Here is a 26,674-nt window from a genome sequence, read left to right as displayed (position 1 = left end):
GCACAGAAAGAAGTATTGTCAAGATGACTGCGTATACTGACCCTCCGTTGAGAGTAGCTCTGATGGCCAACTCGGGGTTTGACACCGACATTGGCCTGACACGGCAAACCCTAGACGACAAATACCTGACAGCGGTGCTTGAAGGTTGCGGCTCCCTACCGATCATTGTTCCGACACTGTCCGGCAAGATGCAATTGGACGCCTTCCTTGACCTGGTTGATGGTGTCATTCTGACCGGCGATCAATCGAACATCGCCCCCGATGCCTATGGCGTAGTTGGCAACAGTCAGAGCCACGGCCCTTTTGACTCGCAACGAGATGCCACCGCCTTCTATTTGGTAAATGCGGCCCGCAAAAGGAAGCTGCCTTTGCTTGGCATTTGCCGCGGCATGCAGGAGATAAATGTTGCACTTGGAGGCTCCATCCGCACCGGATTTGCCGGAACTGCTGATTATCCAGATCACCCCGAACTGCCCAAGGTAACGGACCCCGACCTTGTCTATCGGGAAGCGCATCCGATCAAGGTCAACCAAAAGACCAAGCTTGGCGAGGCAATTGGCAAGCCCCGTGTACTGGTGAACTCCGTGCATGTTCAGGCTGTTGACAAGCTTGCCGGTGAGTTGGAACCCGTGGCACTATCCGATGATGGGATTGTTGAAGCCTTTGAACTAAGTTCGGAGGAAATGATTATTGGGGTTCAATGGCACCCAGAGTACCGGGCGGCAGAGAGACCACTATCCGCGACTTTGTTCAACTATTTTGCACGGCTCATGAAGGACCGCAAAGAAAGCGCTCCATACGTTTTGTGAGGCTAGTTTTGTTGGGTAGGAGCTCGTCGGTATTCCAACGTTTCGAAGCTGCAATGTCCGGTCTGAATAACCGCATGCATTCAATTTGGGTTTTCCAAAGCTCTCTGATCCTCCTCCAATTCTCATAAAAGTACTGCAAGAACTTCTCAAAAAGTTGAATTTCTATGCGTTGATTTGCCTGTCGCTCTGCGACAATTCATCGATGCGATTGACGGTTTTTGTTTGGTTCGGCCAAACAAATTTTGAACCTAAAGCAGTCGTTCGTACAGCTGAGGCGAAAGCCCGCTTCGTCCCGCATTGTGTGATTTCGCGACCTGCGCGGCGAAGGTCAACTATTGCAAATTCGCACCGAGGACCATGGGTCCACTGCGGGCTGCGAGTGGCCTCGTGTGTTCGCAGCATTCAGACGGCCAGGCAGTGACTGCAGTGGACTCAAACCGGTGATCCGACAACATCAGTCAGGAAGAATTGCGACTTTAAGGCTCTAAGGGCGGCAACGCGAACGAAGCACCAATTCACTGCATCAGATGCTAATGACAGCTTTTGCGTCGACACAGGCTGGAAATCATTAGTTTGCAAAGGCAGAGTTTTTGAAAAGACAAACAAAGGACACCATTACCCATCTACTTTTAGACGCTTGCCTCCGGCGCTTGAATCAACCAACAGGTCAATGAGGCCAAGTGCCGTACGAGGTAAAGTTTCGCGGTCTCTTACCAAGACCGATCTGGTCCGGATTGCCCAATTATCGCACAGGTTGAGCAAGGCGATATCCATCGTCTTCTCATGGCGTTTGGCTGCAGTTTCCGGCACCACCCCGATCCCGACACCCGCTTCGACAAGCCGGCACATGGCTTCGAAACTTCGAACTTGAATGCGCAGGCTGCGATCGTAGCCACTACGCCGAAACTGCCGACGCAGAAAATCCAGCAATGTACTGCCCTCGTGCAAACTTATGTGTTCGAATTCCAGTGTTTTCGCAAATTGCACCTGTTTTCGGAGCGCAAGCGGGTGATCGCTTGGCGTTGCCAATACAAGACGATCCGTCGAAAACGGTATGACCTGCAGCCCTTGGTCCTCAATATCGCCTGAAATGATACCAAGATCCGCCGTGCCATCGACAACAGATCGCACGATTTCATTTGTAAGCCGTTCCTGAAGATCCACCGTCACGCCAGGACGTTCAGATAGGAATTGCGCAAGCAGCTCAGGCAGAAACTCGGTTATGGCGGTTGTGTTTGCGTACAGTCTTATGTGGCCATCCACTGCGTTAGACATCTCATCCTTGAGGAAATCTAACTGCCGCAGCACCAGACGCGCTTGTTTCAGAAACAGCTCTCCGGGCCGGGTCAGTGTGACCCCCTTGTTGCCCCGATTGAAAAGCTGTTGGCCAATTTCCAGTTCCAGCGATTTCATCCGCGCACTGGCAGAAGGCGGCGAAAGATAGGATCTCTCTGCACCACGCGTGAGGTTGCCGCATTCGGCCACGTTCACAAAGAGTCTGAGGTCAACAAATTCAACATTCATCTGCATTCGCCTACCACGAACGCCGCATTACTGAAATGCGAATTTTCAGAATACGACGAATTTGACACAGATGGGCACAGAGATACGAAAGCGAGGCGAAGATGGACATTGCGCAATTGGAAAAGTGGATCGGCAAATCTGAATCCCACGTCGAGCGGATCGCTCCCTTTCCATCAAACGCTCTTGCAGCAACGCTGGATCGCGATGATCCGCATTATACAGACGGAACACCCCTGCCGCCGCTCTGGCACTGGATGCATTTCCTTCAACTCTTCAATCTGTCAGAGGTCGGGTATGATGGCCATGCCGCACTCGGAGGCTTCCTGCCTCCGGTGCCACTGCCGCGGCGCATGTGGGCCGGAAGTCGCCTGAATTTCCTCGCGCCGCTGTCAATCGGCAGTGAGTTAAAAAAGGTTTCAACGATCAAATCTGTAAAAACCAAGGATGGCCGTTCCGGGAAACTGGTTTTTGTCACCGTTGGACATCAAATGTTTGACGGCGACATGCTCGGCATCGATGAAGAACATGACATCGTTTATCGTGAAGAGCCCCGCCCAGACGCGCCCGTACAAACGCCGCCACCTGCGCCTGCGCAATGGGATTTCTCGCGCGATATTGATCCCTCCCCAGTGCTTCTGTTTCGCTATTCCGCGCTGACCTTCAATGGCCATCGCATTCATTATGACCAGCCGTTCTGCGTTGGGTCCGAGGGATATCAGGGCCTTGTTGTGCATGGGCCGCTGCTTGCCACGCTGCTTCTTGATTTGTTGCGTCGCGAAGCTCCCGAAGCAATCGTTCGTAGTTTTGAATTCCGTGCCGTGTCCACGGTTTTCGACAATGAAACATTCTCAGTTCATGGCGCAGCCGAACAAGATGGAAAAACGTTCCAACTTTGGGCGCGGCGCAAAGACGGTACATTGGCAATGAACGCCAAAGCAATCATCGAGTGAGGACAAGCTGTGGATTTTGATCACCAAGATATCCGTGATGCCGTTCAAGCGCTATGCGCAACCTACCCGCCCGAATACCACCGCAAGATTGATGAAAAGCGTGGCTACCCGGAGGAATTTGTCGACGCTTTGACCGAAGCGGGCTGGCTCGCGGCCATGATCCCGGAAGATTACGGCGGCTCGGGGCTTGGCCTCACCGAGGCCAGCATCATCATGGAAGAAATCAACCGGGCGGGTGGCAATTCCGGTGCCTGCCACGGCCAGATGTATAATATGGGCACTTTGCTGCGCCACGGTTCTGAGGAACAGAAGCAACGCTATCTACCCCGTATTTCAAGCGGCGAACTGCGCCTGCAATCCATGGCAGTCACTGAACCCACAACCGGAACTGACACCACCAAGATCAAGACCACAGCGGTGCGCAAAGGGTATCACTATGTGGTTAACGGCCAAAAGGTCTGGATCAGCCGTGTGCAGCATTCCGATCTGATGATCCTGTTGGCTCGGACCACGCCATTGGATCAGGTCAAGAAAAAGTCGCTTGGGATGTCCATTTTCATTGTGGATCTGAAGGATGCCATCGGCAACGGGCTGGAGGTTAAACCCATTCCTAACATGGTCAATCACGAGACCAACGAGCTGTTCTTCGACAATCTTGAAATTCCCACCGAAAATCTGATCGGTGAAGAGGGGATGGGCTTTCACTACATTCTGGATGGCCTCAATGCCGAGCGCACGTTGATTGCGGCGGAGTGTATTGGTGACGGCTATTGGTTCATCGATAAGGTGACCAATTACGTCAAAGAACGCGAAGTCTTTGGACGGCCCATTGGCCAAAACCAAGGCGTCCAGTTCCCGATCGCCGAGGCCAAGATCGAATTGGAGGCCGCGAACCTGATGCGGTTCAAAGCGTGTGCGCTTTTCGACGCGGGCCAAGCATGCGGCACCGAAGCCAATATGGCGAAATATCTTGCCGCCAAGGCCAGTTGGGAGGCGGCGAATGCGTGCCTACAGTTTCATGGCGGATATGGATTCGCTGACGAATACGACGTCGAGCGAAAGTTCCGCGAAACGCGACTTTATCAGGTCGCGCCGATCTCAACCAATCTCATCCTGTCTTATGTCGCTGAGCATGTTCTCGGCCTGCCGAGGTCTTTCTGATGCTGCCACTTAAAGGAATTACTGTTGTTAGCCTTGAACACGCGATTGCAGCGCCTTTTGCCACGCGGCAACTGGCGGACCTGGGGGCGCGGGTTATCAAAATCGAACGTCCCGGTGTTGGGGATTTTGCTCGGGATTATGACAGCCGCGTCAATGGGATGGCGTCGCATTTCGTCTGGACCAACCGTTCCAAGGAAAGCCTGACGCTGGACGTCAAACACGCTGAAGGTGCTACGATCTTGAAAAAGCTGGCAGCAGAGGCCGACGTCGTTGTGCAAAACCTCGCACCCGGGGCCGCCGCGCGGCTTGGCTTGGGGTATGAAGAACTGTCGAAAGAAAACCCCAGTGTTATCGTTTGCAATATTTCCGGATATGGAACGGGCGGCCCTGATGAGAAACGCAAAGCCTATGACCTTCTGATACAGTCAGAAGCGGGTTTTCTTACAACGACGGGCACCCCGGACAGCCCAAGCAAAGCAGGGATCTCGATCGCAGACATTGCTGCGGGAATGTATGCCTATACCAATATTCTTGCGGCCCTTATGCAACGCGGACAAACAGGCAAAGGCTGTCAGGTCGACCTGTCGATGCTTGATTCGATGACCGAGTGGATGGGTTACCCGCTCTACTATTCCTACGAAGGTGCCGAGCCACCGGTACGTGCTGGTGCCAGCCATGCAACGATCTTTCCCTATGGGCCATTTACCGTTGGTGACGGGCGCACGGTTATTCTTGGTCTGCAAAACGAACGCGAATGGAAAGCGTTTTGCGATGTTGTGCTTGAAGAGCCACAGCTGACCGCCGACCCGCAGTTTTCGTCAAACAGCCTGCGTGCCAAGAACAAAGTGGTGCTGACGGAGATTATCACCGGTAGTTTTTCAGATTTGACCACCGAGAATGTCATCGCGCGGCTGGATCGCGCGGGCATCGCCAATGCGAATATGAATGAGATGGCAGACGTCTGGAACCACGTCCAGTTCGAAGCCCGCAATCGTTGGCGCGAAATTGACACTCCAGCCGGGCGTGTTCCGGCACTTCTGCCTCCGGGGGGAATTGGGACCGAACCACGCATGGATGCTGTGCCCGCGCTGGGAGAGCACTCGTCCGCGCTACTGGCCGAGATCGGATACTCCAAAGAAGACATTGCTAAACTACTTGAAGAAAAGGTCATCTGATGACTGATCTAACATCTGCCCGCAGTTTTCTATTTGTTCCCGGCGACCGCCCTGAGCGTTTTGGAAAAGCGGCAGCATCCGGTGCGCATGCAATTATCATTGATCTTGAAGATGCAGTTGCGCCCGAGGCCAAGATGAAGGCGCGCCATCACGCCAAAAAATTCCTTGATCAAGTGACGGTTGAGAAAGTTCTTGTGCGGATTAATGGCATTGAGAGCACATTTTTCGAAGCGGATTTAGCCTTAGCCAACCATCCAAGCTTGTCTGGCGTAATACTCCCCAAGGCGGATGCGGAGAGTTGTTCAAAAGTTGTCCAGAAACTGGAAAACCCAGTCTGGCCCCTGATCGAAACCGTGCGAGGCCTTGTTGATCTTAGAGAAATCGTGAGCCTATCGGACCTTGGCCGACTTCTTTTGGGAACGATTGACCTATCTCTGGATCTTGGTCTGGAAATGGACCATCCCGGCGGGCAAACGGCCTTGGACGCAGCGCGTTTTATGTTGGTGACAAACTCACGTCTGGGCGATCTGCCACCACCAATCGATGGCGTGTTCACAAATTTGGACGACACGACCGGACTTCAAAACGCAACAGAGCACGCATGTGCATCAGGCATGGGGGGCATGATGTGCATACACCCGCGCCAAACATCAGTTGTCCATGCTGCGTTTGCCCCAAGTGAGGCGGAAGTGGAGTGGGCGCAGGCCGTTGTCTTGGCTTCCGAAGAGCAGAAGGGAAGCTTCCTGTTTCGCGGAAAAATGGTGGATAAACCTGTGCTGGATCGGGCTCAGGGCACCCTTGTCGCCCTTCAAGGTCACCGACCATGAGCGACCTCAAACTCAATCGCCTGCCAGAAGTCCGGGTCATGACCTACCCGCCGAGCACAAGACCTGACGCGTGAAACGCGTCTTTTCTTGCCACTCAAATGGCCAATCCGGCCGATCAACACTTCTAACGGAGATCAAATATGAAGTTCCTAGTAACAGCAGGCCTTTGTGCCACACTTTCAACATCTGCATTGGCCGAAGGTGGGTTCGTTCTGACGAGTCCCGACATTGCCGAGGGGCAGGAGTTGGACAATCAATTCATCCTGAATGGGTTCGGGTGTGAAGGAGGCAACGTTTCTCCTGCTCTCGAGTGGAGCGGTGTTCCAGAAGGCACCAAGAGTCTGGCGTTAACGGTTTATGACCCAGACGCGCCAACAGGATCTGGTTGGTGGCATTGGGTGGCTTTTAATATCCCTGCCAATATAAACTCGCTGGCCCAAGGTGCCGGTTCCGCAGATGGTGACATGCCCGAAAGCACGATTCAAATCTCCACAGATTTTGGTGTGCCCGGTTATGGCGGTGCGTGCCCCCCGGCTGGAGAAGTTCACCGCTACCAGTTCAAGGTGCATGCATTGGGCGTCAAGACGCTCGGCCTAGATGAAAACGCCAGTGCTGCGCTTGTTGGCTTCATGACAGGTGCCAACACCATCGCGACGGCGGAGCTAACCGCAGTCTATACGCGCTAATTTTTACGTGCCTAAGCAAAGGCGGGATGAAAAGGTTTCATTGTCGAATCCGCGCCCGCCATTGAGCTGCCGTCCGCAACACATTGAATCAAGCATTCCGAAGCGGTCGTTCATACTCAGTGCGGTATCAGACAAATTGGGCTCCAAGCCCGAATTCGCCGCGCAGAGCACGAAGGTCCGCTGTCGGGAAGTGGGCCACACTTTGCAAAGCTCGCTTACTGCGCATAGCCGACGTAGCAGGGGCTACGCGGCTGGCGCCGATCCGTCCAGGTTGCGGATGACTGCTGTCAGCCCAAAGTGACCGATGTGAAGCGAGGTTGGCTCTCGTTGCCGCACATGCACATATCGCGCCTCGACTTCCCAGAACCGGACATTCAAGCGGTCAAACGCGGCTTCTTGCTCTCAATGTCGGCAATGAGACCGAAGTGCTGAGTGCCAATAAAAACTACGCCCCCAGCTGGACCCTGTGTAAGTAAAAGTAGCAATGGTCTGGAGAACACGACTACGGTTCACCTGTTTTTTCCAGAGTGAAGCTCAGCCGCATTCGCAAACAACTTGGCGGTCGGCTTGATCAACGGCCTATAGGAGTAGCGCAAGAACCAACCCGGGAAGAACTGTCCCCGTTCTTCAAAAGAAACCCGCGCGCGGGGGTGCTCCATAAAGCGGAACCCAGAAGGCCTGTAGCCGGGGTTCTCAACATGCAGGGACATCCGGTTCAAATACTTGATACTCTTGTATCCATAGTGATCCGGCGCAACCAGGCGCAAGGGCGCGCCATGCGCCATTGAAAGGGGTTCATCATTCAATCTGGTGGCTAAGATCACATTACTTTTCAGCAGATCGTCCAGTGGCAGACTGGTTTTGTCCCCGTCTTGTCCTCTGAGGATGACAAACCGCGCCTGTTTGTCTGGCATCCCAAGCGGCTGAACGAAATGTTCAAAAACGTCCTTGAATAGAACCCCTTCCCATTTCAAGTTCAGGGAGCTCCATGTTGTAACGCAATGAAAATCGGCAACAACTTGTGTCTGGGGCAGTTCTGACAACTCAGGCCCTATGGTGATTTCCTGCCGCATGTCCCCTGAAACCTGAAGCTGCGGACACTGCGTTTGGGCAGGAAACCGGTCTGCAAATTGGGACAGGCCAAATCTTGGCATGTCTCCGATATCAAATTGTCCTTTGGGCAGCACGGTTATCGCTTTCATATCTGTGAAATCCATCGATTAGAGCACTTGTAAACATTTGCCTTTGACGGGGTGCCTATGGGGCTCCCTGTCCCAGTTTGTCAGGGTTTCTCATGATATAGAGCCATGCAATTTTGCCGTTTTGGTCCGGGGCAAGCGTAGTGATGGAATCCAAAACGCCGAACTGTCTGCGCAGGAAAGCGGGCTTGGCATTCACCATAGACAACTGGGTCGTCCACCCCTGTTCTGCCTTCGCCTTTTCATACAGCGCACGGAATACCTGTATGATTTCGCTGCCACCCACCAATGGGCGCCGCGCAGCTCTTCTCTTGGCCCCACCATCTGACAGCGCAACAGAATTGGGGGTAAGAAGCGACAGCGCCTGATCAAAGTCTTCCGACATAACCGCCATAAAAAAGCGCTGGCTCAAATCGGCAACATCCTCTGGCGTGGCATCGAACCGGGGGCCAGAGTTTTGTAGTTTCTTCTGGGACCTGCTGACCAGCTGGCGACAGGCGGCCTCGCTTGTGCCAAGCGTGTTCGCAATTTCAGAGTAACTGGCATCAAAGGCCTCTCTGAGAATGAAGGCTGCGCGCTCGCGCTCGGTAAGGCGCTCCATGGCCCAGAGCAAGGCCAGTTCACATTCCTGCGCCAGTTCAAACTGATGGTTTGGCTCCTGAACCTCCATTTGAATAAGAGGTTCAGGAAGCCAGGGGCCCACATAGACCTCGCGCTTGCGATGCGCAGACCGCAATGTGTCGATGGCTATATTTGTCGCGACGCGACGCAGCCAGGCTGAGGGGTTTTCAATTTGGCTGGTATCTGCTGCCGCCCATTTCAGCCAGGTGTCCTGCACGGCGTCCTCCGCGCCTGCGCGCTCGCCAATCATACGATAGCACAGGGAAATCAGTTTTGAGCGCTCGAATTCAAATATGTCTGTGGCCATGTTCATGTCTGCTGCCGGACCTGTATTGTCGTGCTGTCAATCTGAACACTTTGGCAGGTTTGCCCATGCCCCAGTCCGCGTTTCAATACCGGATAAATGCGCCCACTAGAGGCTGCGAATGAAGCTGCAATCAGAGCGGTTGCACCAAAACGTGTTTCAATCGCGTCCCGCAGATCGGCCAGGTCAGGCGTATCGGCGATGGCGGCCTGCGCAAACCTATACCCAAGGCCTACGTCACCTGCCCCATGGGCGTTCCCTTCAAGGCACAGGGCAACCTGCTTTGCCGGGACATGCGCTTCAAGCGCCATATCAACGATCAACTGCACGCATGGTCCACAGTCCCCTTCTTGCGTCGATCCAAGCATCGCCCCGGCCCAGACGTCACGGGCCTGTTTTGGGCCGCGAAACTGACTGTAGAGCGACAGGGTGGATAGTCGCAGACCCGCTGCCGTAGAGGTGTCAACAATATGCGACATGAAACCCGTATCATAGTTGTAGCGTTGCGCGAACCGCTGGGCGCCTATTTTTAACAACGCGCGTATCATGCTGTTACCCTCTCAGTTGGAACGCTGATGGCCGCCCACATCGCCAGAAAGGCAGGTAGCTGAATGCCGGTCAGATTTGTTAGGGCGACGACGTCCATGGGGCTGCCGCGATGTATCCAGATCCAGATGTGAAAGACTGCATGAAACACAAGCCATAACGCGCCACATAGGCCTGCTGACCTGTCATGTTTTACACCCGCCCAAACCAGCGCCGCACCACTGGCCAGGTAGGCAAGCGCGACGTCCTTGGCAAAGTGAAAATTGAGAGGACCGGTCAGTGATACACCGGGTATGCTGTCGTACCAGTGATTTGTGGCGGTCCAAATGTAGGCAGCTGTAACAAGGGAAAGCCCTCCAACAGCTATCAAAACGGTTTTTCGCATATCATCTCCGACTGTAAGTGTTCAGGGATATGACGATCTGCAAGCCGAGTTTGTGACGAACTCGGGCAAAAAACAAACCTTGGCGTACTTACATGGAACTGTCACTTCGTTCGCTCAGCCGACCTTGACCTCCTGCCTCAGTACCGATTTGGTGAGCTAGTGCAGAGAACGGCGGCTTCGAGCCCAAAGCAGCATCGATTTATTAGAGCATAATTGGTTTGTACGAGAGTATCTTGTCGCAGACGCGTTCGACGTCAAGATTACCCTCATGGTCGCAATACTCGTCAGTTTGGAAAATGTAGTCCATCCACTCAGGGTCTAAGATTTTGTCCGACATTTCAGAGATATGAATGCTCTCGTCTTCCTCCGACATCTTATGCGAGAGGAGTTTTTGAATAGCCGCTCCGAGTTCAATTTTATTGTACATAGCATCTCTTTAAATGTCAGTCTTTGTCCAAAACTAGCAAGAAGACGAACGGCAGAAAAGTCCGCAGTCCTGCCGTCCAAGCCTAGAAAATCGCTGCACCTCGCATCAACAACCGCTTTTCACGCGGCACCGCAGCGGGCGAGGTCTGTGTCCCCAGGCCGAAAGGCGGACTTTGCAAAGGTTCCTCTCTGCGCATAGCTGTCGCTGGTGTTGACTGTAGCAGTGGCAATCCAATGCCAGGGTGGACCGCATTCGGGCAACTGACTCTCAAACCTCGCAATTGCGGCATGGATGGCTTGGCACTCAGTGTGGTGACCTCTTTGGGTTGCGAACAGTCGTTGCAATCAGCCTCACAGCCGTTCTCGAATTTTCGCAGGGTCGTCAACTGGGCCTTGTTCGTGTTGTTATCGATCGAGTTTGCCGGTGTTCCTAACCGCCTTTTGGCCCGAAGCAGTAGCTCGTTTCTTGGTGATCTAATGTGTTGCAGGACTTGATTGGAAGAGGATCGACAATGTTTCGCAATCCATCAACTTTTTGATCAACGGCGCACCCCAAAAATTCATCCATTGTATTGATTTTAATTGATTTATCGCGGCTCCTTAATCCTACCACCTCAGCCAGTACTTACTAACATGATCTAGAGACGCGACTTCTGACCTGGTGTGGTTCAGAATGCCCCTCGTAATGCCCCCACCAGTATGTGCCTCGATCAAGCTCTCTAAGGGGGCTCTGTGGTGGGATGAGCGTAATTCGGGTCCAGGGATCCAAGCCTTCTAGGGGTCCCTCTAGGCCCACTCTGTGGCTCTTTCGTAGCGCCTCCTAGGCAGCCCTCCGGCTTTGTTGAGCAAATGGGTTGAGAGGATTTACGACGTAAATCCAGCATGATAGCTGGAGGCCATGAGCAGTTGGACACCTGCGGAGTACAAGACCACGAACTGGACGACCTACAACACGGCATTGAAGCGTCGTGGATCGCTGGCAATCTGGTTTGATGCGCCCATGTTGCCAGACCAGCTGGATCAAATCCCGTCCGACCAGAAGCTCGGATCAGTCACGGCGGACGGGGCCTTTAACACCCGCAAATGTCACGAGGCGATTGCCGTACGTGGTGCTGACGCCATCATTCCACCGCGCAAAAACGCCAAGCCCTGGGGTCGACGAGCGCTGGTGCCATCGCCAGAAACGAAGCTGTGCGCGCATCACAGTACCTGGGCCGGGCGCTGTGGCGAAAATTGACCGGGTACCACCGCCGAAGCCGCGTCGAAACAAAGATGCATTGTGTGAAACTTCTCGGTCAATCGCTCATGGCAAGGGACTTAGAAACGCAGGTTGCGGAGATCCAAATCCGCATCATTCGACCATTGTCCTCGGACCAATGGCGGAAAAGGTCTCATTGCTCAACCGCTACACGGCAATCGGCATACCTGTCACAGAGCCCGTAGGATAAGTCCGTCCGGGGTAAGGGGAAGTCTGGCCCTCTCGCGATTTGCGCTACAAAGCCACAAAGCCCATACTTGCCACCAGGGTTATGGGACAAACCCACCTGGAAAAATGGGGCATCCATTCTCCAGAAAACCTCTATTGCTCAACCTGTGTGGTATCCCAGATTCATTTTGTTTCATAGCAAAGGATTTTCCCACCAGTTATTGGCTTTGATATACTTTCTATTGGCATCATCTGTGTACACAGAGCGTTTCAGACAGTCTAAGGTGCGCAAGTAATGGGCAGAAAGGATGCAAATTGGGCAAGCAAAATCCGGAGGGACGTTCTCTACTAAAACAAGATCCTCATAGCCTGCGCAACGGAGAGCGAGAGAAGGTGCTTGAGGTGGCGATTGGCCGCGAAGTTCGAGCGTTTAGGCGGCAAAAGGAAATCACCGTGGCTGATTTGGCGCAAATTACCGGCCTGTCTATCGGCATGTTGTCCAAGATCGAGAACGGCAATACCTCGCCCTCATTGACCACCTTGCAAACACTTGCGAATGCCCTGTCGGTGCCTATGACCAGTTTTTTCCGTCGTTTTGAGGAGCGTCGTGAGGCGGTGCACACCAAATCTGGGGAAGGCGTGGAGCTGGAACGCGAAGGTACCCGTGCCAACCATCAGTATAATCTTCTGGGCCATATCGGCGCCAATGCTTCGGGGGTTATTGTCGAACCCTACTTGATCACGTTGAGCGAGGAATCCGATGTCTTCCCGACCTTTCAGCACGCTGGAATTGAGACGATCTATATGCTCGAGGGGCAAGTGGATTACCGCCATGGAGATGAGGTCTACCCTTTGAAACCTGGTGACACCCTGTTCTTTGATGCGGATGCACCGCATGGTCCGGAGAAACTGGTACAATTGCCAGCTCGCTACCTGTCAGTGATCAGTTATCCGCAGAATACCTGAGGTTTCGGAGTGACACGAGTTTTCTGAGGCCTCTTCCCATGCTGGATATCGTTTTCCCAATCGTGCTTGGCTGAGTGGCTGCTGTTTTAGGTCTGATCTTTTATGTCATGACAGACCCAACGCGATGGGCCGCACGTGAAGACTGGGTGCTGGAGCGTCGGCCATACTATCAACGGATCAAGAATCGGTGGCCCTCATATTACTGCCGGTCAAACCTGTTCAACAGAGTGCTATTGCGAATTGTTGGTGTGGCTTGCCTCATGGTTGGATCGACAGTTGTTGTAGCGAATTCTTGGGTCTTACTTGCCCGTATGTAAGAAAAAAACTCAGCGCGAAGCGGGGTCTTTTTTGTCGCATCATTTCTGCAGTGGCGGTTCGCTTTCGCGGTCTGGCCAGATCCCCGACGAGGTGGGCAGCCCGTCGTCAAACTGACTGAGGTAGTCCAGCATCAAGGGGCGGTTGTCGATAAAGCCTTTGTAGGTGGCCAGTTCAACCGGTAGGTCCCGCACCACCCGGTGCAGGCGGCGGCCCCATTTTGGCACTGCGGTAAGATCCTCAAAGGCGCAGAGATAGCAGCGGATCGGGAACACCAGCGCATTTGAGCGCGGCAGCCTGTAAAAGGTCTGCAGCTCGACGCGGAGGTGCTGTTTGCGGCCGATGTTTTCCGGCGTCAGAGTGGTCTTCTGGATCCCCCATTTGTGATAGTTTTCCGGGCTGGTATCCAGCAGGGGATTGACTGTCATGGTCCAATTTAACCGTCGCGCGGGTGCACCTTGCTGAATGTTCAGCAGAAATTTGAGGGCGCGAACAAAGATGCCCATTTCATGGGCTTTGGGAACTGGCGCGTGCCACTCAAAGAAGTTCATGCCAATGTCGAAGTCCAGGCTCCAGTCGGCCTGCGTGGTGACCATGCCGGCATCCATCCACAACATGTCATCGCGTTGATCCAGAACCGCAAAATCGCCCTGCGCCTGCCGGGTGATATATTCCATCGGCCCATAGGGCAGGGTGGTTTCATCCAGAAAGGTAAAGCTGTCATCGATTCCCAAGGGCCTGTTGATCCAGCGCCAGTGATCGCCATCGCGGTGAAGCTCAAACAAATCCGGGTAGTCTTCGGATTTGGACACCATAATCAATTCCAGCAGATCCCAGCCGGCAAGCGTCATATGGGGCAGGGACTGGCAGCGCAGCGGATCCTGATCCAGCACAATCGCGCGGTCTTTCATCTCGGACACATAGTGTTCGTCAACGTCGAAACGCATCTCATAGACTGAATCAGCGGGTCCTCCCCGGTGTTGCTCCATATTGACCGAGTACATGTAACTGTCTTCGTGGAAGGGGAAAGGAAAGCGCTTTAGTGCACGCTCAGAATTGTGAAAGCTATAGTCGTCGCGAAAGCTTTCGTCGTTGAATTGAATGGTCATCTTCTGCCTCCTCTCAGCGGTCCAGCACGAGGGTCTTGCCCTCAAATCGGGACACGCAGGGCATTATTTTCTGTCCGCTTTTGTGCTCTTGCGGCTCTAGCCAATGGTCGCGGTGGATGAATTTTCCGTCGTAGCCAATCACTGCTGTTTCGCATTGGCCGCAGGCGCCGCCACGGCACAGGTAGGGTGCGTCAACGCCTTCGCGTTCCATTGCCTCCAGCAGGCTTTCATGTTCGCCGACCTGGATGGTCTTGTTCGACACGGACAGTTTTACTTCAAAGGGTTTCCCCGGTTGCGGCGAGACGAACTCTTCGTAGTGGATATTGTCCTGTGGCCAGCCTTGGGCTGATGCCGTGTTGCGCACCCAGTCGATCATTCCTTTGGGGCCGCAGACATAGACATGGGTACCCAGAGGCTGCCCCTCTAACAGATGCGGCAGATCAATGGTTTGGGATTGGTCGTCAAAATAGATATGGGTCTGGTTTGGGTGGCGGGAGGTCAGCTCATCCGCATAAGAGCCCAGGCTTTTACCGCGGCAGGCGTAGTGCAGTTCCCACTGAGAATTGAAGCGCTCGAGTTGATGGATTTGCGCCAGGAAAGGCGTGATACCAATACCGCCTGCAATGAACAGATGTTTGCGGGCGCGTAGATCCAGCGAGAACAGATTGACCGGATAGCTGATGGTCATCTCATCACCAGCCTTGACCCGTTGGTGCATGAACAGCGATCCTCCTCGCCCTGTGTCATCACGCCTGACCGAGATCGTATATGAACTCTGATCATACGGGTCCGACATCAGCGAATAGGGATTGAGCCGGGTGACGCCATCATCCTGCATCTCGACCACGGTGTGGGCGCCGCCAGAGAAGGTTGGTAGTTCCTTGTCATCACAGCGTTCAAACCGAAAGCGGGTGACCAGGGCGTTGATGGGGGTGATCTCGCTGACCCGGACGCGGAGTTTTTCTGCACCGCTCATTGGTAGATCCCCTTTTGTTCAGGAATGTTGCCGTGGTCTTCGGCGTCGACGCAGACGGCTTGATAGGCGGCGATGCGGCGGGAATAGTGATCGCGCACAAACAGGTTCAAACCGCAATGGCTGCAGACAAAGGGGTCTGTTTCCACATCCTCCGTGATGCCTTTGCAATGCACACATTGCATCCGGCGGCCGGTGGAGCCGCGATGTTCAGTCTGGATTGCACTGTGCGGAATTCCGGCCCGCATGGCTTCCGCCATGGCTTGCCCCATCAGCCCCTCGGTACCCGCAAGATAGATCTGCAGCCCCATGTGGCCATCACCCAAGACACGCCGAATGCGTGGCAGTGCCGCTTCATAGCTGGGGCCTTCATAGAGTTGCGCTGGATTGAGTTTGCTCAGCCTTGCGGCAAAATCGGTGCCCTTGGGGATGTGGATGATGTGGCATTGAGCCATCAATTCAGGTGTGGCGACATCCAGGATTGCTTCGGCACCTTCGGCATCAGCGATCATCAGGTGATACGTGCCGGGGCGGGGCTCAAGCTGCCCCCAGATGGGGCGGCTTAGGATCGAGGGGGGGAATTCAAACTTTGACATTGTGTCCTCGTGTGGGGCCTCGCATGGGCAAAGGCGCATGGGCAAACCCGCGCGCCTTTGCTAGCTGGGTTAGCCTTTTGCGGTGCGGATGGATTTATCCTGATCGTAAAACGGCATTTCGGCGGCCTTGGCTGCGATCTCAGTGCCATCGCCATTGCGCACCGTCAGCTCGGTGCCGGGTGTGGCGCAGGCAACGGGCATACGGGCAATGCCGACGTTGTGGTTGTTGATCTCGGAATACATGCCAAAGGTCACGACGCCGACCTTTTCGCCGTTCTGCAAAAGGGCCGCGCCTTCATCTGCAGGTGTGGTGCCTTCTAGCACGACGCCATAGATCTTGAACCGTTCCTTACCTTTCGCGGCATAGTGGTTTTCCGCCCCGATAAACCCGGTTTTGCCGGGCGAAACGGTGAACTCTAGCCCCAATTCCCACAGAGTGTCGCCGCAGGGACCATCATCAAAGGGGTAGGTTTCCGAGTTGTCGCCGGGGTAAAACAACAGGTAGCTTTCGGTGCGCAGCAGATCGAGGGTCGAGAACTGAACCGGGCGAATGCCCATGTCTTTGCCGCCCGCCAGAATGCTGTCCCACAGGTGCACCGCGTCTTGGGCCTGACAGAAGATCTCGTAACCGCGCTCCCCTGTATAGCCGGTACGCGAGATCATCACGGGTCTGCCAAAAAGTTTGGTCTGCAGGATGCCAAAATAGGCCAGATCGCGAATCCCCGGCACATGATCCGCCAGAAAATCCACGGCAACCGGCCCCTGCAGGGACATGTCGTGCAGGTCATCATCAAAGATTACAGCGCAGTTTTTTGATGCTGCCACAGCCGAGAGCTGCTCCATGCCAGCACCCGTGCCGTGCACAACCATCCAAGTATTCACTGACAACCGGTAAATGATGCAGTCATCGATGAATTTTCCCTGCTCATTCAGGATCGAGGCATAGGTCGAGCGCCCTGGCATGATCTTGTCGACATTGCGGGTGGTGACCCGATCAATCACCTGCGCCGCATGTTCACCGACCAAGTGAACCTTTTTTAGGCCGGAGACATCCATCAATCCTGCCTTGGTGCGAATGGCCTCGTAGTCGGCTTTGGCGCGTTCCGGCGTGTTATCGTAGAACCAAGCGGTTCCCATACCATTCCAGTCTTCCAGCTCGCCGCCAATTTCCGCATGGCGCTGCGCCAAGGCGGACCTTCTCCACAGAATGGCCATAGCTCACGTCTCCCTGATGTCTTTTTGCTTGTTGTCGATATTGAGGCCGAGATTGACGGTAAAATCAATACTCTTGTGCAGTAATTTTTCCTAACAGGAAAAATTGGAGGCTGAGTCGGCAATTTCTGCAGGGTAGCATTTGCGATAAAGTGCATATTTGGTTGAGGTTTGCGCCCACGTTTTCGGAGGATTTGGACAGATTTCCGCCGCTTCATTGTGCAAATGCGGCACGGATAATGGCTCACAAAAATGTTGACAGAAGCCCTTTGCGCGTATCCCCATAGTGCAAACTGTTTCCTGAAGGGAAAGTTTGAAGCGTGACCAGAGAGATAAAATAATAGACGAAACTAGTGGGGAGAGGATGCCGTGGACGGTAATCTAAATGCACTTACGACAGTGTTCACCGAGTTTTACTACTGGGTGACAATTGTCTTTATGTTCCTAATTCACGTTGGATTTTGCATGTATGAAGTTGGCGCCAGTCGGCGACGCAACCACATGCATACGCTGATGAAAAATGTCATGGTTATCCCTCTGGTTACCGTGACCTTCTACTTCTTCGGGTGGTGGATCTACTGGGCCTTCCCAGATTTTCCATTCTTTGGAGGCTTGAACCACGAAATGGGTAACGCGAATCTGCCATGGTCTGAAACCATGGGGCCAAACCTGAGTGACCGAATCACCGGAGTGTTCTGGGCGGCCTTCCTGTTGTTCTCTTGGACCGCGGCGTCGATCGTGTCTGGTTCGGTGATCGAGCGTATCCGCTCCTCAGCGCTCTGGGTGCATGCGGTGCTGATCGGTTCGGTCTGGTGGATCATTGATGCAGCCTGGGGCTGGCACTATGCAGGCTGGATGGTGAAATATTTGGGCTATCACGACGCCTATGCATCCGGGGTGATCCACGCGATTGCTGGTGGCTATGCGCTGGGTGTGATCATGGTACTGGGGCCACGGATTGGCAAATTCGCCAAAGACGGCACACCGCGCGACATTCCTCCGCACAACCCCTGGATGCTGACCATCGGGATCTTTTTGATCTACACTGGTTTCTGGGGCTTTTATGCGGCCTGTAACGTGCCGATCATTTCTCCCGAAGCCATTGGTGGCCAGATTACCGGCACAACATGGACCGCGACCAATATCTATCTGGCGCCAACCTCGCTTTCGGCCATCACATTTAACTTCCTGATGTCGCTGTCTGGTGGATTGATGGCGGCCTATGTGGTCTCCAAAGGCGATGCTTTCTGGACCTTCTCAGGTGGATTGGCTGGTGTCATTACCGCCTCTGCGGGCAACGATCTGTATCACCCGATTCAGGCGATGCTGGTCGCAGCTGTCGGGGTCGTGATCGTCTACAACCTGCACTACTGGGTCGAACGCCGATTCAAGCTGGACGATGCAGTCGGGGCTGTTGCGGTGCATGGATATGCTGGTGTTGTTGGCCTGATCATCTCGGGGTTTGTCCTTTGGGGCGCACCATCGTCTCCGTTTGAGGGCTATGCCGCCGTAAACCCACTTGGCCAGACCCTGGGTGCGGTGATCATGTTCTTCGGTTTAGGGTTCCTCCCGGCCTGGTGCGTAGCCAAACTACAAGCGCGCGCAGGTGTGCTGCGGATCCCAGAAGAGGTTGAACTGATGGGTCTCGATTACGCGGAACACCATGCTTACGAGGACGCAAAGGCCGAAATCATCGAAGCAGATAAGGCCCATCTGGCCGCCAAAGTAACCCCAGCAGAGTGAGGAGACAGCGACATGTCAACGATAGGAATTGAAAGCTGGGCGGTGGATCTGGCGGAAGTCGGCCCGATCTATCCCTTGCAGGGCTCAGAGTTTCTGATGGCGCTGGTCGGGATTGCCTTTTGGATCATCTGGCACCGGATACAATTTGTCCGCGAAGGCAAACATCTGGAGGAGGCCAAACGTACCGGAGATCCGGATAAGGTTCACGCTCAGCTCGAACGATACTGAGCTAAAACATCAGCGATAGTGGGGCGCGGCTACTCAGTAGTCGCGCCTTTCTTATGGGGAAAAATACTTTCCTAAAATTATTGTAACGGCTTTGCGTTGGTGCTAGCCTCGACTCAACGAAACAACCTGACGGAGGGCCATTATCCATGTGCGGGATTGTAGGATTATTCCTCAAAGACCAGTCACTGGCGCCACAGCTGGGCGCGATGCTGACGGATATGTTGATCACCATGACAGACCGGGGACCAGACAGTGCCGGTATTGCCATCTACGGTTCGGGCGAAGACGGAACAGTCAAGCTGACAGTTCAATCTGCAACGCCTGAGGCCGATTTTGCCACGCTGGCAAGCGATTTGACTGCAGCCTTGCAGGGCGAGGTTGCCATCTCGGTGGTAGATACACATGCTGTACTGGATGTTCCCGCAGCTGAATTGGATGCGGCACGCGCAGCCTTGGCTGAGCTCCGGCCCACTGTGAGGGTCATGAGTCAGGGTGAAAGCCTTGAGATCTACAAAGAAGTCGGTCTGCCACGTTCTGTTGCGGAACGTTTTGCGCTGAGCAGCATGACGGGCACCCACGGCATTGGCCACACCCGGATGGCAACTGAATCAGCGGTAACCACCATGGGCGCGCATCCGTTTAATACTGGATCCGACCAGTGCCTGGTGCACAATGGCTCTTTGTCGAACCACAACTCGTTGCGTCGCAAGCTGCGCCGCGAAGGGGTGCATATCCAGACTGAAAACGACACCGAAGTCGGTGCGGCCTATCTGACCTGGAAAATGCGCGAAGGCGCCAGCCTGGGCCAGGCGCTTGAGGCCAGCCTGGATGATCTGGACGGGTTCTTCACCTTTGTGGTCGGCACCAAGGATGGCTTTGGCGTGGTGCGTGATCCGATTGCTTGCAAACCTGCGGTGATGGCGGAAACCGATCAATACGTTGCCTTTGGTTCGGAATACCGTGCTCTGGTGAATCTGCCGGGGATCGAAGAGGCCCGGGTTTGGGAGCCTGAGCCTGCAACGGTCTATTTCTGGAGCCATGACAGCGCTCCGACCACTCACGAGAAGGCAGCCTGAGATGCAGGTATTTGATCTGGAAGCTGAGGGCCTGCGCGCCCTCAACTCGACCCTGCACAGCCAGGCAGAAAACACCAATCAGACCCATTGGGAAGTGATAAACCCAAAGGGCAGTCACGCGATTGCCGTGGGGTTGGACGCACCGATTGAGGTCAACGTCAAAGGCTCTACCGGCTATTATTGCGCCGGAATGAACCAGCAGGCGACCGTGCATGTGCATGGCTCTGTCGGCCCTGGCGCTGCAGAAAACATGATGAGCGGCATGGTCGTAGTCGAAGGTGATGCTTCGCAATATGCCGGGGCCACTGGCCATGGCGGCACCTTGGTGATCAAGGGCAATGCCTCCTCACGTTGTGGTATCTCCATGAAGGGTATCGACATCATTGTGCATGGCAACATCGGCCATATGTCCGCCTTTATGGCGCAGTCCGGCAATCTTGTGGTCTGCGGTGACGCGGGCGACGCACTGGGGGATTCCCTCTATGAAGCACGACTGTTTGTACGCGGCTCGGTCAAGTCCTTGGGAGCGGATTGCGTTGAAAAGGAAATGCGACCCGAACATCTGGAATTGCTGTCTGAGCTGCTGATCCGTGGTGGCTGTGACGCCAAACCAGAAGAGTTCAAACGCTACGGTTCAGCCCGTGGGCTTTATAATTTCAACATCGACAACGCCTACTGAGGGAATGGACATGACAGACGATACTCACAACATTCCTCGCACGATGCCGATCCAGTCGGCGACATTCACCAACGAGATCAATGCCGAGATCCGTCGGGCTGCGGCAACCGGAATTTATGACATTCGCGGCGGCGGTGCCAAACGTAAGGTACCGCATTTTGATGATCTATTGTTCCTTGGCGCTTCGGTGTCGCGTTACCCATTAGAAGGGTATCGCGAGAAATGCGACACCAGCGTGCTATTGGGCACCCGCTTTGCCAAGAACCCGATCAAACTGGACATCCCGATCACCATCGCTGGGATGAGCTTTGGCGCTCTGTCCGGCCCGGCCAAGGAAGCGCTGGGACGTGGCGCTTCATTGGCAGGCACCTCGACGACCACGGGTGATGGCGGCATGACCCCGGAAGAGCGCGGCCACTCCAAACAGTTGGTCTATCAATATCTGCCTTCGCGCTATGGTATGAACCCCAATGATCTGCGCAAGGCCGATGCAATTGAGATCGTGGTGGGGCAGGGCGCCAAACCCGGTGGCGGCGGTATGCTTCTGGGGCAGAAGATCTCGGACCGGGTGGCCGAAATGCGTACCCTGCCAAAAGGCATTGATCAGCGCTCCTCTTGTCGGCACCCGGATTGGACCGGCCCGGATGATCTGGAGATCAAAATTCTGGAACTGCGCGAGATTACCAATGGCCGCGTGCCGATCTATGTAAAAATCGCAGGTGCGCGGCCCTATTTTGATACCACGCTGGCGATCAAGGCTGGGGCCGATGTTGTGGTTCTGGATGGGATGCAGGGCGGCACGGCTGCGACACAGGACGTGTTCATCGAACATGTGGGCCAGCCGACGCTTGCCTGTATTCGCCCGGCGGTGAAAGCGCTGCAGGACCTGGGTATGCACCGTAAGGTACAGCTGGTGATCTCGGGTGGTATTCGCACCGGCGCGGATGTGGCCAAGGCCCTGGCACTGGGAGCCGACGCAGTCTCGATCGGTACTGCGGCCATGGTGGCGATTGGTGACAATGATCCCAAATGGGAGTCCGAGTATCAGAAACTGGGCACCACAACTGGAGCCTATGATGATTGGCACGAAGGGCTGGACCCAGCGGGCATTACCACCCAGGATCCGGAGTTGGCGGCCCGGCTTGATCCGGTCGAGGCCGGGCGACGCTTGCGCAACTATCTAAACGTGATGACGCTAGAGGCCCAGACCATTGCCCGTGCCTGCGGTCACAACCATCTGCACAACCTTGAACCCGAGGATCTTTGTGCGCTGACAATGGAAGCCGCTGCCATGGCGCAGGTGCCTTTGGCGGGCACCGAATGGTACCCCGGAAAAGGTGGTTTCTGAGTGAAATGATGACAGGCGCAGCACAACACGGGCTGCGCCTTTTCTTTTGAAAACAAGACAACAGGGAAGGGAAATCAGACCATGACGGTAGATCTGGCTGCTTTCGCCAAAGAAAAAGGCGTCAAGTATTTCATGATATCGTTCACCGATCTGTTCGGTGGACAAAGAGCCAAGCTGGTGCCGGCACAGGCCATCGCAGGCATGCAGGAAGATGGTGCGGGCTTTGCCGGTTTTGCCACCTGGTTGGATATGACCCCGGCGCATCCCGATATGCTGGCGGTGCCGGATCCTTCATCGGTGATCCAACTGCCCTGGAAGCCCGAAGTGGCCTGGGTGGCTGGCAATTGCGTGATGGAAGGTCAGGATGTGGCCCAGGCGCCGCGCAATGTGTTGCGTCGCTTGATTGATGAGGCCGCCGCCGAGGGTATGCATGTAAAGACCGGCATCGAGGCTGAGTTCTTTTTGCTGACGCCTGAGGGCACCGAGATCAGTGACCCTTTCGATACTGCAGTGAAACCCTGTTATGACCAACAGGCGGTGATGCGTCGTTACGAGGTCGTACGCGAGATTTGCGACTACATGCTCGATCTGGGTTGGGGGCCGTATCAAAACGATCATGAGGATGCGAATGGCCAGTTTGAGATGAACTGGGAATTTGACGATGCCCTGCAGACCGCCGACAAACATTCCTTTTTTAAATTCATGACCAAATCGGTGGCGGAAAAACACGGTTTCCGCGCCACCTTTATGCCCAAACCCATCGAGGGGCTAACCGGCAATGGCTGCCATGCGCATATCTCGGTCTGGGACGCACCTGGTGCGGATTCGCGGGTCAATGTCTTTGCCGGGGACGGCGAAGGCCAGACCGGTGAAGTTGGGCTTGGTGAGCGTGGAAAACACTTCCTTGGCGGCATCATGAAGCACGCCAGTGCGCTGGCAGCGATCACCAACCCAACGGTGAACAGCTACAAGCGGATCAACGCGCCACGGACGATTTCTGGAGCGACCTGGGCCCCCAATACGGTGACCTGGACCGGTAACAATCGGACCCACATGGTGCGTGTACCGGGGCCGGGCCGGTTTGAATTGCGGCTGCCAGATGGGGCGACAAACCCCTATTTGCTGCAAGCGGTGATCATTGCCGCAGGGCTATCGGGCATTCGCTCCAAGGCGGATCCTGGCCAGCGCCACGACATTGATATGTATGCAGAGGGTCAGTCGATCACCGATGCGCCCAAGCTGCCGCTGAACATGCTGGATGCTTTGCGCCAGTATGATCAAGACAGTGAGCTGAAGGCGATGATGGGCGAAGAGTTCTCGAACGCCTATCTGAAGATGAAGCACCAGGAGTGGAATTCATTTGTCAGCCACTTCAGTCGCTGGGAACGCGAGAACACTCTGGATATCTAGTCCGAGATTTTACACCCCCTCACTGCTCCGGCCCTCTGTGGTCGGGGCATTTTTCATTATGTGGCGATCATTTCCTTGTCGGGCTGTCCAGTCGCCAATCGGATACATCGTTGACCAAAGAGAACGCTGCGCGACGCAAAGCCGCCCGCCAAGTGTTCAGGGCTGGACCACCGATGTTGCAATCGGCCAGTGCGCTGTCAAAGAGAGTCAACCAGAGTTCGGCATCAGCCTCACGAATGGGAATATGGCCATGGATCTCACGCAGGTTCATTTGACCAAGGCGTTCTTTGTAGTAACTGCGACCACCAAGAAATCCACAAAGGAATTCAAACTGAGCCTGCCGCGTATGGTCCAGTCCATGGCCGCGAAAATGCAAACGATGCAAGGTTTCAGCGGCGGGATCGGTTTCCATCAGGTCATAAAACCGCTCGACCACCTGCCGCAGCTTATCCTCTCCACCGATTTGATCCAGAGGTGAGATTCGGGGCGAAGTCATAGATGGATCCTAGTGGGTTTCTGGGTTGCCTGGTGGGAATATATATTTAACAACAGTAGTGCGGAGTTGGTTCTCTTCGCAACACTCATGAGGTTGTAATGACGGCAATACCCCTGACACAGGAGCACACCGCTTGAGCGCGCTGGGCTTGGGTCTCATTGCGGCCCTATGTTGGGGCTTGCATGATTTTTCGGTGCGCTACCTGAAGGATTCAGTGCCGCTTATGGGCTCCTTGATGGTGGTTCTGGCTGTGGGAACTGTGTTTCAACTGGCTGGGATCAGCCTGTCCGGAGCAGAACTGGCCCTGCCTAGTCAGGCTCTGGGCTATGCCATTGCAGCAGGGGGGAGTTTCTTGATTGCGGATCTGGCGCTTTATGCCGCGTTCCGGCGTGGGCCCGTGGCATTGGTGGCACCACTTGTTGCCAGCTACCCCGTACTGTCGGTGGGTTTTGCGATCTGGCGCGGGGTTGAGGTCTCATCCTGGCAGTGGCTGGCGGTTGTCGTGATTGTTCTGGGCGTTGGCGCTGCTGCGGGCCGACCTCAGGAAACTGGCGTAACAGGGGCTTGGAAAGCAACAGTTGCCCTGTCTTTGCTGGGGGCTGCGGGGTTTGCCTCTACCTTCGCTCTGGGTCAATACGCGGCAGAGTTTGGAGCGCCACAGGCAAATCTGGCCACCCGAATTACGGCACTGATCGGGTTGTTGTGCTTGATGGCGCTGACCCGAAACTTGGTGTGGCCAGGCTGGCGCGCACTCCCCCTGTTGGTCACCATGGGGGTGTTGGATGGCATGGCGTTGCAAAATGTTCTGAAGGCTGGCGGGATGCCGCATGCAGAGTACGCGGCTGTGTCTTCTTCTGTTTTTGGGATGCTCACCGTGGTGCTGGCTTGGATGATCCTGCGCGAACGGATGACGGCGCTACAATGGCTGGGCTGTATGCTGGCCTTTGGTGGTATTGGTGCGTTGGCGCTCTGATATCTGGGACCGGCTGATATTTGGGCAGGCTGTTTTTTGGTGCCGGTTAACCCCGAGACTGTCCTAGCCGCTTTAGCCATCTCCTGCTTTTGAGAAGCTGGAGATCATCAGGTCGGTTGAAGAAAGCTGTATGTCAGCAGGCCTGACACTGGCCAAACTCGGCATTCCTCGCACCACATTCTACCGTCCCCTCTCGGGCATCTTTGATGCCCTGCCGGTCAAGGGGATATGATCGGTATCTGCAGCGTGGCGAGGCTGGCCCTGAGGATTAAGCTTCCAAGCCAAAGGATGTCTGAAGCCTCAACCGTGACTAGGTGCAGCGCAGAGTCGTGAAGCTGGCATTGAAGGAAACAGAGCTGTCGCCGCGTGAACTCGCAGTGACGTTCATGGATACAGAAAGTGACTTTGTATCAGAAGCTTCGGTGTATTGGGTTCTGAAAGCGCATGACTTGATCACTAGCCCGGCCTTCCTTATGGTCAAGGCAGCAAGCGAGTTCAAAGACAAAACCATTGCCATCAATCAACTCTGGCAGACCGACTTTACCTACATCAAGATTCTGGGGTGGGGCTGGTTCTATCTCAGCCTTCGTCCAGTGTCCTCGGACTGATGGCGGACAGGGTCTCATTCCTCGACGATTACAGTCGCTACATCAGCTCCTCTGCCCGGCAGGGTATTGCGCAGCAATGTCCTGAGAGAGTGAAAACTCTGCACAAACATGAGGGCGAAGACGTGACTGACACGCTGGACTTGGCTTGGCAGGCGTCAGGATGTGATCAGGTTCACGTTGTCGACTCGGCGCTCTCGCCCTTCGGCTCATAGGACCAAATGGATCAGGTCAGCGTCAGCAGCTTGTCGACTTCTGCCGCGCTCACCTGCTTGGGTGCAGCACCTCGGCGCATAAAAGCCGTCGCCATATTTTCTATCGCTGCACACTTCCACCTCCCGATCTGGATGGCGTGGACGCCGTACTTCTTGGAAAGCTCCGCCAGCGTCATGAAATACGCGTACTTGAAGGGCCACACTTGGTTGTTAAGGCGCCACTACGCAAGCGAAGCCACCCCGCGTGGAACGGGATTGCAGCCAGAAGGCATCCGCTGATGAAACCGGCGCAACCCGCCGATCTGTTGAACGGTATCTGGAAACTGCTGGGATAAAAGCCCATGCCTCATGACAGACTAAAAGGCCATCATGGCGCTTGACTCGTATTTCCCGTTTTGTCATTGAACCAGAGTGATCGGTTCCGTGCGTGTTTCAATGCACAGCGGAAGCAATAGGGAACACGGTGAGGCGTACCCAAAAGGGACCAAATCCGTGACTGCCCCCGCAACTGTGAGCGGTGAGTGACGCTGAACAAGCCACTGGGACATTCCCGGGAAGGCCAGCTGACCAATGACCCGCGAGTCAGGAGACCTGCCGGACACAAGGATTGAGACTCCGTTTGCGGAGTTTTGACCCTTTTCCACCGGACGCCGGGGTGCGCGTCTGGCGCGTTTGGCTATCTGCCGATCCT

Annotated in this window: 25 protein-coding genes, 2 pseudogenes and 1 riboswitch; of the genes and pseudogenes, 16 read left to right on the top strand and 11 right to left on the bottom strand. The window is 54.9% G+C overall.

The features are described from left to right. Positions 1 to 23 precede the first annotated feature (23 nt). The gene (locus ED661_RS06240) at positions 24 to 809 is read left to right on the top strand and encodes a gamma-glutamyl-gamma-aminobutyrate hydrolase family protein (RefSeq protein WP_083464438.1); all 786 of its coding nucleotides are present in this window, start codon (positions 24 to 26) and stop codon (positions 807 to 809) included. A 615-nt stretch (positions 810 to 1,424) separates the two neighbouring features. Here the strand turns inward: ED661_RS06240 and ED661_RS06235 are convergent. Further along, complete coding sequence (locus ED661_RS06235; RefSeq protein ID WP_054463666.1) at positions 1,425 to 2,333, bottom strand: LysR substrate-binding domain-containing protein; 909 nt, start codon at positions 2,331 to 2,333, stop codon at positions 1,425 to 1,427. A 101-nt stretch (positions 2,334 to 2,434) separates the two neighbouring features. Here ED661_RS06235 and ED661_RS06230 point away from each other — a divergent pair, with 101 nt between their 5' ends. From ED661_RS06230 to ED661_RS06210, 5 genes are all read left to right on the top strand, one after another. Beyond that, entirely contained in the window at positions 2,435 to 3,283 is an 849-nt protein-coding gene (locus ED661_RS06230; protein WP_122073047.1) for a MaoC family dehydratase N-terminal domain-containing protein, read from the top strand. Between the two features lie 9 nt (positions 3,284 to 3,292). After that, positions 3,293 to 4,444 carry an acyl-CoA dehydrogenase family protein gene (locus tag ED661_RS06225; protein ID WP_054463664.1) on the top strand — a complete coding sequence of 384 codons (1,152 nt, stop codon included), beginning with the start codon at positions 3,293 to 3,295 and terminating at the stop codon, positions 4,442 to 4,444. Further along, positions 4,444 to 5,619: a CaiB/BaiF CoA-transferase family protein gene (locus ED661_RS06220; RefSeq protein WP_054463663.1), complete on the top strand. Its 1,176-nt coding sequence runs from the start codon at positions 4,444 to 4,446 to the stop codon at positions 5,617 to 5,619. Before ED661_RS06225 ends, ED661_RS06220 begins: the two co-directional genes overlap by 1 nt. Further along, positions 5,619 to 6,446: a CoA ester lyase gene (locus ED661_RS06215; protein ID WP_054463662.1), complete on the top strand. Its 828-nt coding sequence runs from the start codon at positions 5,619 to 5,621 to the stop codon at positions 6,444 to 6,446. The genes ED661_RS06220 and ED661_RS06215 overlap by 1 nt, the downstream gene beginning before the upstream one ends. A gap of 140 nt (positions 6,447 to 6,586) precedes the next feature. Beyond that, the gene (locus tag ED661_RS06210; protein ID WP_083464437.1) at positions 6,587 to 7,132 is read left to right on the top strand and encodes a YbhB/YbcL family Raf kinase inhibitor-like protein; all 546 of its coding nucleotides are present in this window, start codon (positions 6,587 to 6,589) and stop codon (positions 7,130 to 7,132) included. Positions 7,133 to 7,641: 509 nt separating this feature from the next. On the opposite strand, the gene ED661_RS06205 is transcribed toward ED661_RS06210, so the two are convergent. The 4 genes from ED661_RS06205 to ED661_RS06190 all read right to left on the bottom strand — a co-directional run bounded on the left by ED661_RS06205 (position 7,642) and on the right by ED661_RS06190 (position 10,187). Continuing rightward, a complete protein-coding gene (locus tag ED661_RS06205) occupies positions 7,642 to 8,349 on the bottom strand; it encodes a molybdopterin-dependent oxidoreductase (RefSeq protein ID WP_122073046.1) in 708 nt (235 codons plus the stop codon). Between the two features lie 40 nt (positions 8,350 to 8,389). Beyond that, positions 8,390 to 9,259 (bottom strand): RNA polymerase sigma factor SigJ, encoded by an 870-nt coding sequence (gene sigJ / locus ED661_RS06200; protein ID WP_253279956.1) that lies wholly within the window; start codon positions 9,257 to 9,259, stop codon positions 8,390 to 8,392. Positions 9,260 to 9,261: 2 nt separating this feature from the next. Continuing rightward, positions 9,262 to 9,735 carry a hypothetical protein gene (locus ED661_RS06195; RefSeq protein WP_083464440.1) on the bottom strand — a complete coding sequence of 158 codons (474 nt, stop codon included), beginning with the start codon at positions 9,733 to 9,735 and terminating at the stop codon, positions 9,262 to 9,264. Positions 9,736 to 9,800: 65 nt separating this feature from the next. Further along, positions 9,801 to 10,187: a hypothetical protein gene (locus ED661_RS06190; RefSeq protein ID WP_253279955.1), complete on the bottom strand. Its 387-nt coding sequence runs from the start codon at positions 10,185 to 10,187 to the stop codon at positions 9,801 to 9,803. A 1,417-nt stretch (positions 10,188 to 11,604) separates the two neighbouring features. Here ED661_RS06190 and ED661_RS06180 point away from each other — a divergent pair. Further along, positions 11,605 to 12,061 (top strand): annotated as a pseudogene (locus ED661_RS06180) (transposase); the annotation flags it as partial. 293 nt (positions 12,062 to 12,354) lie between these two features. Next, on the top strand, positions 12,355 to 13,005 hold the full coding sequence (locus ED661_RS06175; RefSeq protein ID WP_122073044.1) for an XRE family transcriptional regulator: 651 nt from the start codon (positions 12,355 to 12,357) through the stop codon (positions 13,003 to 13,005). 356 nt (positions 13,006 to 13,361) lie between these two features. Here ED661_RS06175 and ED661_RS06170 read toward each other — a convergent pair whose 3' ends face one another. From ED661_RS06170 to ED661_RS06155, 4 genes are all read right to left on the bottom strand, one after another. Next, positions 13,362 to 14,429 carry a DUF3445 domain-containing protein gene (locus ED661_RS06170; protein ID WP_122073043.1) on the bottom strand — a complete coding sequence of 356 codons (1,068 nt, stop codon included), beginning with the start codon at positions 14,427 to 14,429 and terminating at the stop codon, positions 13,362 to 13,364. A 13-nt stretch (positions 14,430 to 14,442) separates the two neighbouring features. Continuing rightward, positions 14,443 to 15,405, bottom strand: a complete 963-nt coding sequence (locus ED661_RS06165) for a PDR/VanB family oxidoreductase (RefSeq protein ID WP_122073042.1) — start codon at positions 15,403 to 15,405, stop codon at positions 14,443 to 14,445. Further along, positions 15,402 to 15,998: a dimethylamine monooxygenase subunit DmmA family protein gene (locus ED661_RS06160; protein ID WP_122073041.1), complete on the bottom strand. Its 597-nt coding sequence runs from the start codon at positions 15,996 to 15,998 to the stop codon at positions 15,402 to 15,404. The genes ED661_RS06165 and ED661_RS06160 overlap by 4 nt, the downstream gene beginning before the upstream one ends. Positions 15,999 to 16,067: 69 nt before the next feature. Then, positions 16,068 to 17,213, bottom strand: a complete 1,146-nt coding sequence (locus tag ED661_RS06155; RefSeq protein ID WP_122073040.1) for an aminomethyltransferase family protein — start codon at positions 17,211 to 17,213, stop codon at positions 16,068 to 16,070. 366 nt (positions 17,214 to 17,579) lie between these two features. On the opposite strand from ED661_RS06155, the gene ED661_RS06150 reads away from it, so the two are divergent. The 6 genes from ED661_RS06150 to glnT all read left to right on the top strand — a co-directional run bounded on the left by ED661_RS06150 (position 17,580) and on the right by glnT (position 23,694). Next, positions 17,580 to 18,953, top strand: a complete 1,374-nt coding sequence (locus ED661_RS06150; RefSeq protein ID WP_122073039.1) for an ammonium transporter — start codon at positions 17,580 to 17,582, stop codon at positions 18,951 to 18,953. A 12-nt stretch (positions 18,954 to 18,965) separates the two neighbouring features. Then, complete coding sequence (locus ED661_RS06145; RefSeq protein ID WP_122073038.1) at positions 18,966 to 19,181, top strand: hypothetical protein; 216 nt, start codon at positions 18,966 to 18,968, stop codon at positions 19,179 to 19,181. 146 nt (positions 19,182 to 19,327) lie between these two features. Further along, complete coding sequence (locus ED661_RS06140; RefSeq protein WP_122073037.1) at positions 19,328 to 20,257, top strand: glutamine amidotransferase family protein; 930 nt, start codon at positions 19,328 to 19,330, stop codon at positions 20,255 to 20,257. Between the two features lies 1 nt (position 20,258). Then, on the top strand, positions 20,259 to 20,936 hold the full coding sequence (locus ED661_RS06135; RefSeq protein ID WP_122073036.1) for a protein GlxC: 678 nt from the start codon (positions 20,259 to 20,261) through the stop codon (positions 20,934 to 20,936). Positions 20,937 to 20,946: 10 nt separating this feature from the next. Further along, positions 20,947 to 22,284 (top strand): FMN-binding glutamate synthase family protein, encoded by a 1,338-nt coding sequence (locus ED661_RS06130; RefSeq protein WP_122073356.1) that lies wholly within the window; start codon positions 20,947 to 20,949, stop codon positions 22,282 to 22,284. Positions 22,285 to 22,365: 81 nt separating this feature from the next. Continuing rightward, the gene (glnT, locus tag ED661_RS06125) at positions 22,366 to 23,694 is read left to right on the top strand and encodes a type III glutamate--ammonia ligase (protein ID WP_122073035.1); all 1,329 of its coding nucleotides are present in this window, start codon (positions 22,366 to 22,368) and stop codon (positions 23,692 to 23,694) included. 67 nt (positions 23,695 to 23,761) lie between these two features. Here glnT and ED661_RS06120 read toward each other — a convergent pair whose 3' ends face one another. Then, positions 23,762 to 24,190: a group II truncated hemoglobin gene (locus ED661_RS06120; protein WP_122073034.1), complete on the bottom strand. Its 429-nt coding sequence runs from the start codon at positions 24,188 to 24,190 to the stop codon at positions 23,762 to 23,764. Between the two features lie 133 nt (positions 24,191 to 24,323). Between ED661_RS06120 and ED661_RS06115 the strand changes: the two genes are divergently transcribed. Both ED661_RS06115 and ED661_RS22180 read left to right on the top strand, forming a co-directional pair. Beyond that, entirely contained in the window at positions 24,324 to 25,163 is an 840-nt protein-coding gene (locus ED661_RS06115) for a DMT family transporter (RefSeq protein WP_122073033.1), read from the top strand. Between the two features lie 82 nt (positions 25,164 to 25,245). Further along, positions 25,246 to 25,950: pseudogene (locus ED661_RS22180) on the top strand (hypothetical protein); the annotation flags it as partial. Between the two features lie 44 nt (positions 25,951 to 25,994). On the opposite strand, the gene ED661_RS21870 reads toward ED661_RS22180, so the two are convergent. Continuing rightward, positions 25,995 to 26,159, bottom strand: a complete 165-nt coding sequence (locus tag ED661_RS21870; protein ID WP_162930057.1) for a hypothetical protein — start codon at positions 26,157 to 26,159, stop codon at positions 25,995 to 25,997. A 223-nt stretch (positions 26,160 to 26,382) separates the two neighbouring features. Beyond that, a riboswitch (cobalamin riboswitch) is annotated at positions 26,383 to 26,597 on the top strand. Positions 26,598 to 26,674: the final 77 nt, after the last annotated feature.

Origin of the sequence: Pseudophaeobacter sp. EL27, assembly GCF_900313025.1 — a bacterium.
GTDB lineage: Bacteria > Pseudomonadota > Alphaproteobacteria > Rhodobacterales > Rhodobacteraceae > Pseudophaeobacter.
This window is presented reverse-complemented; position numbering and strand designations above follow the sequence as displayed.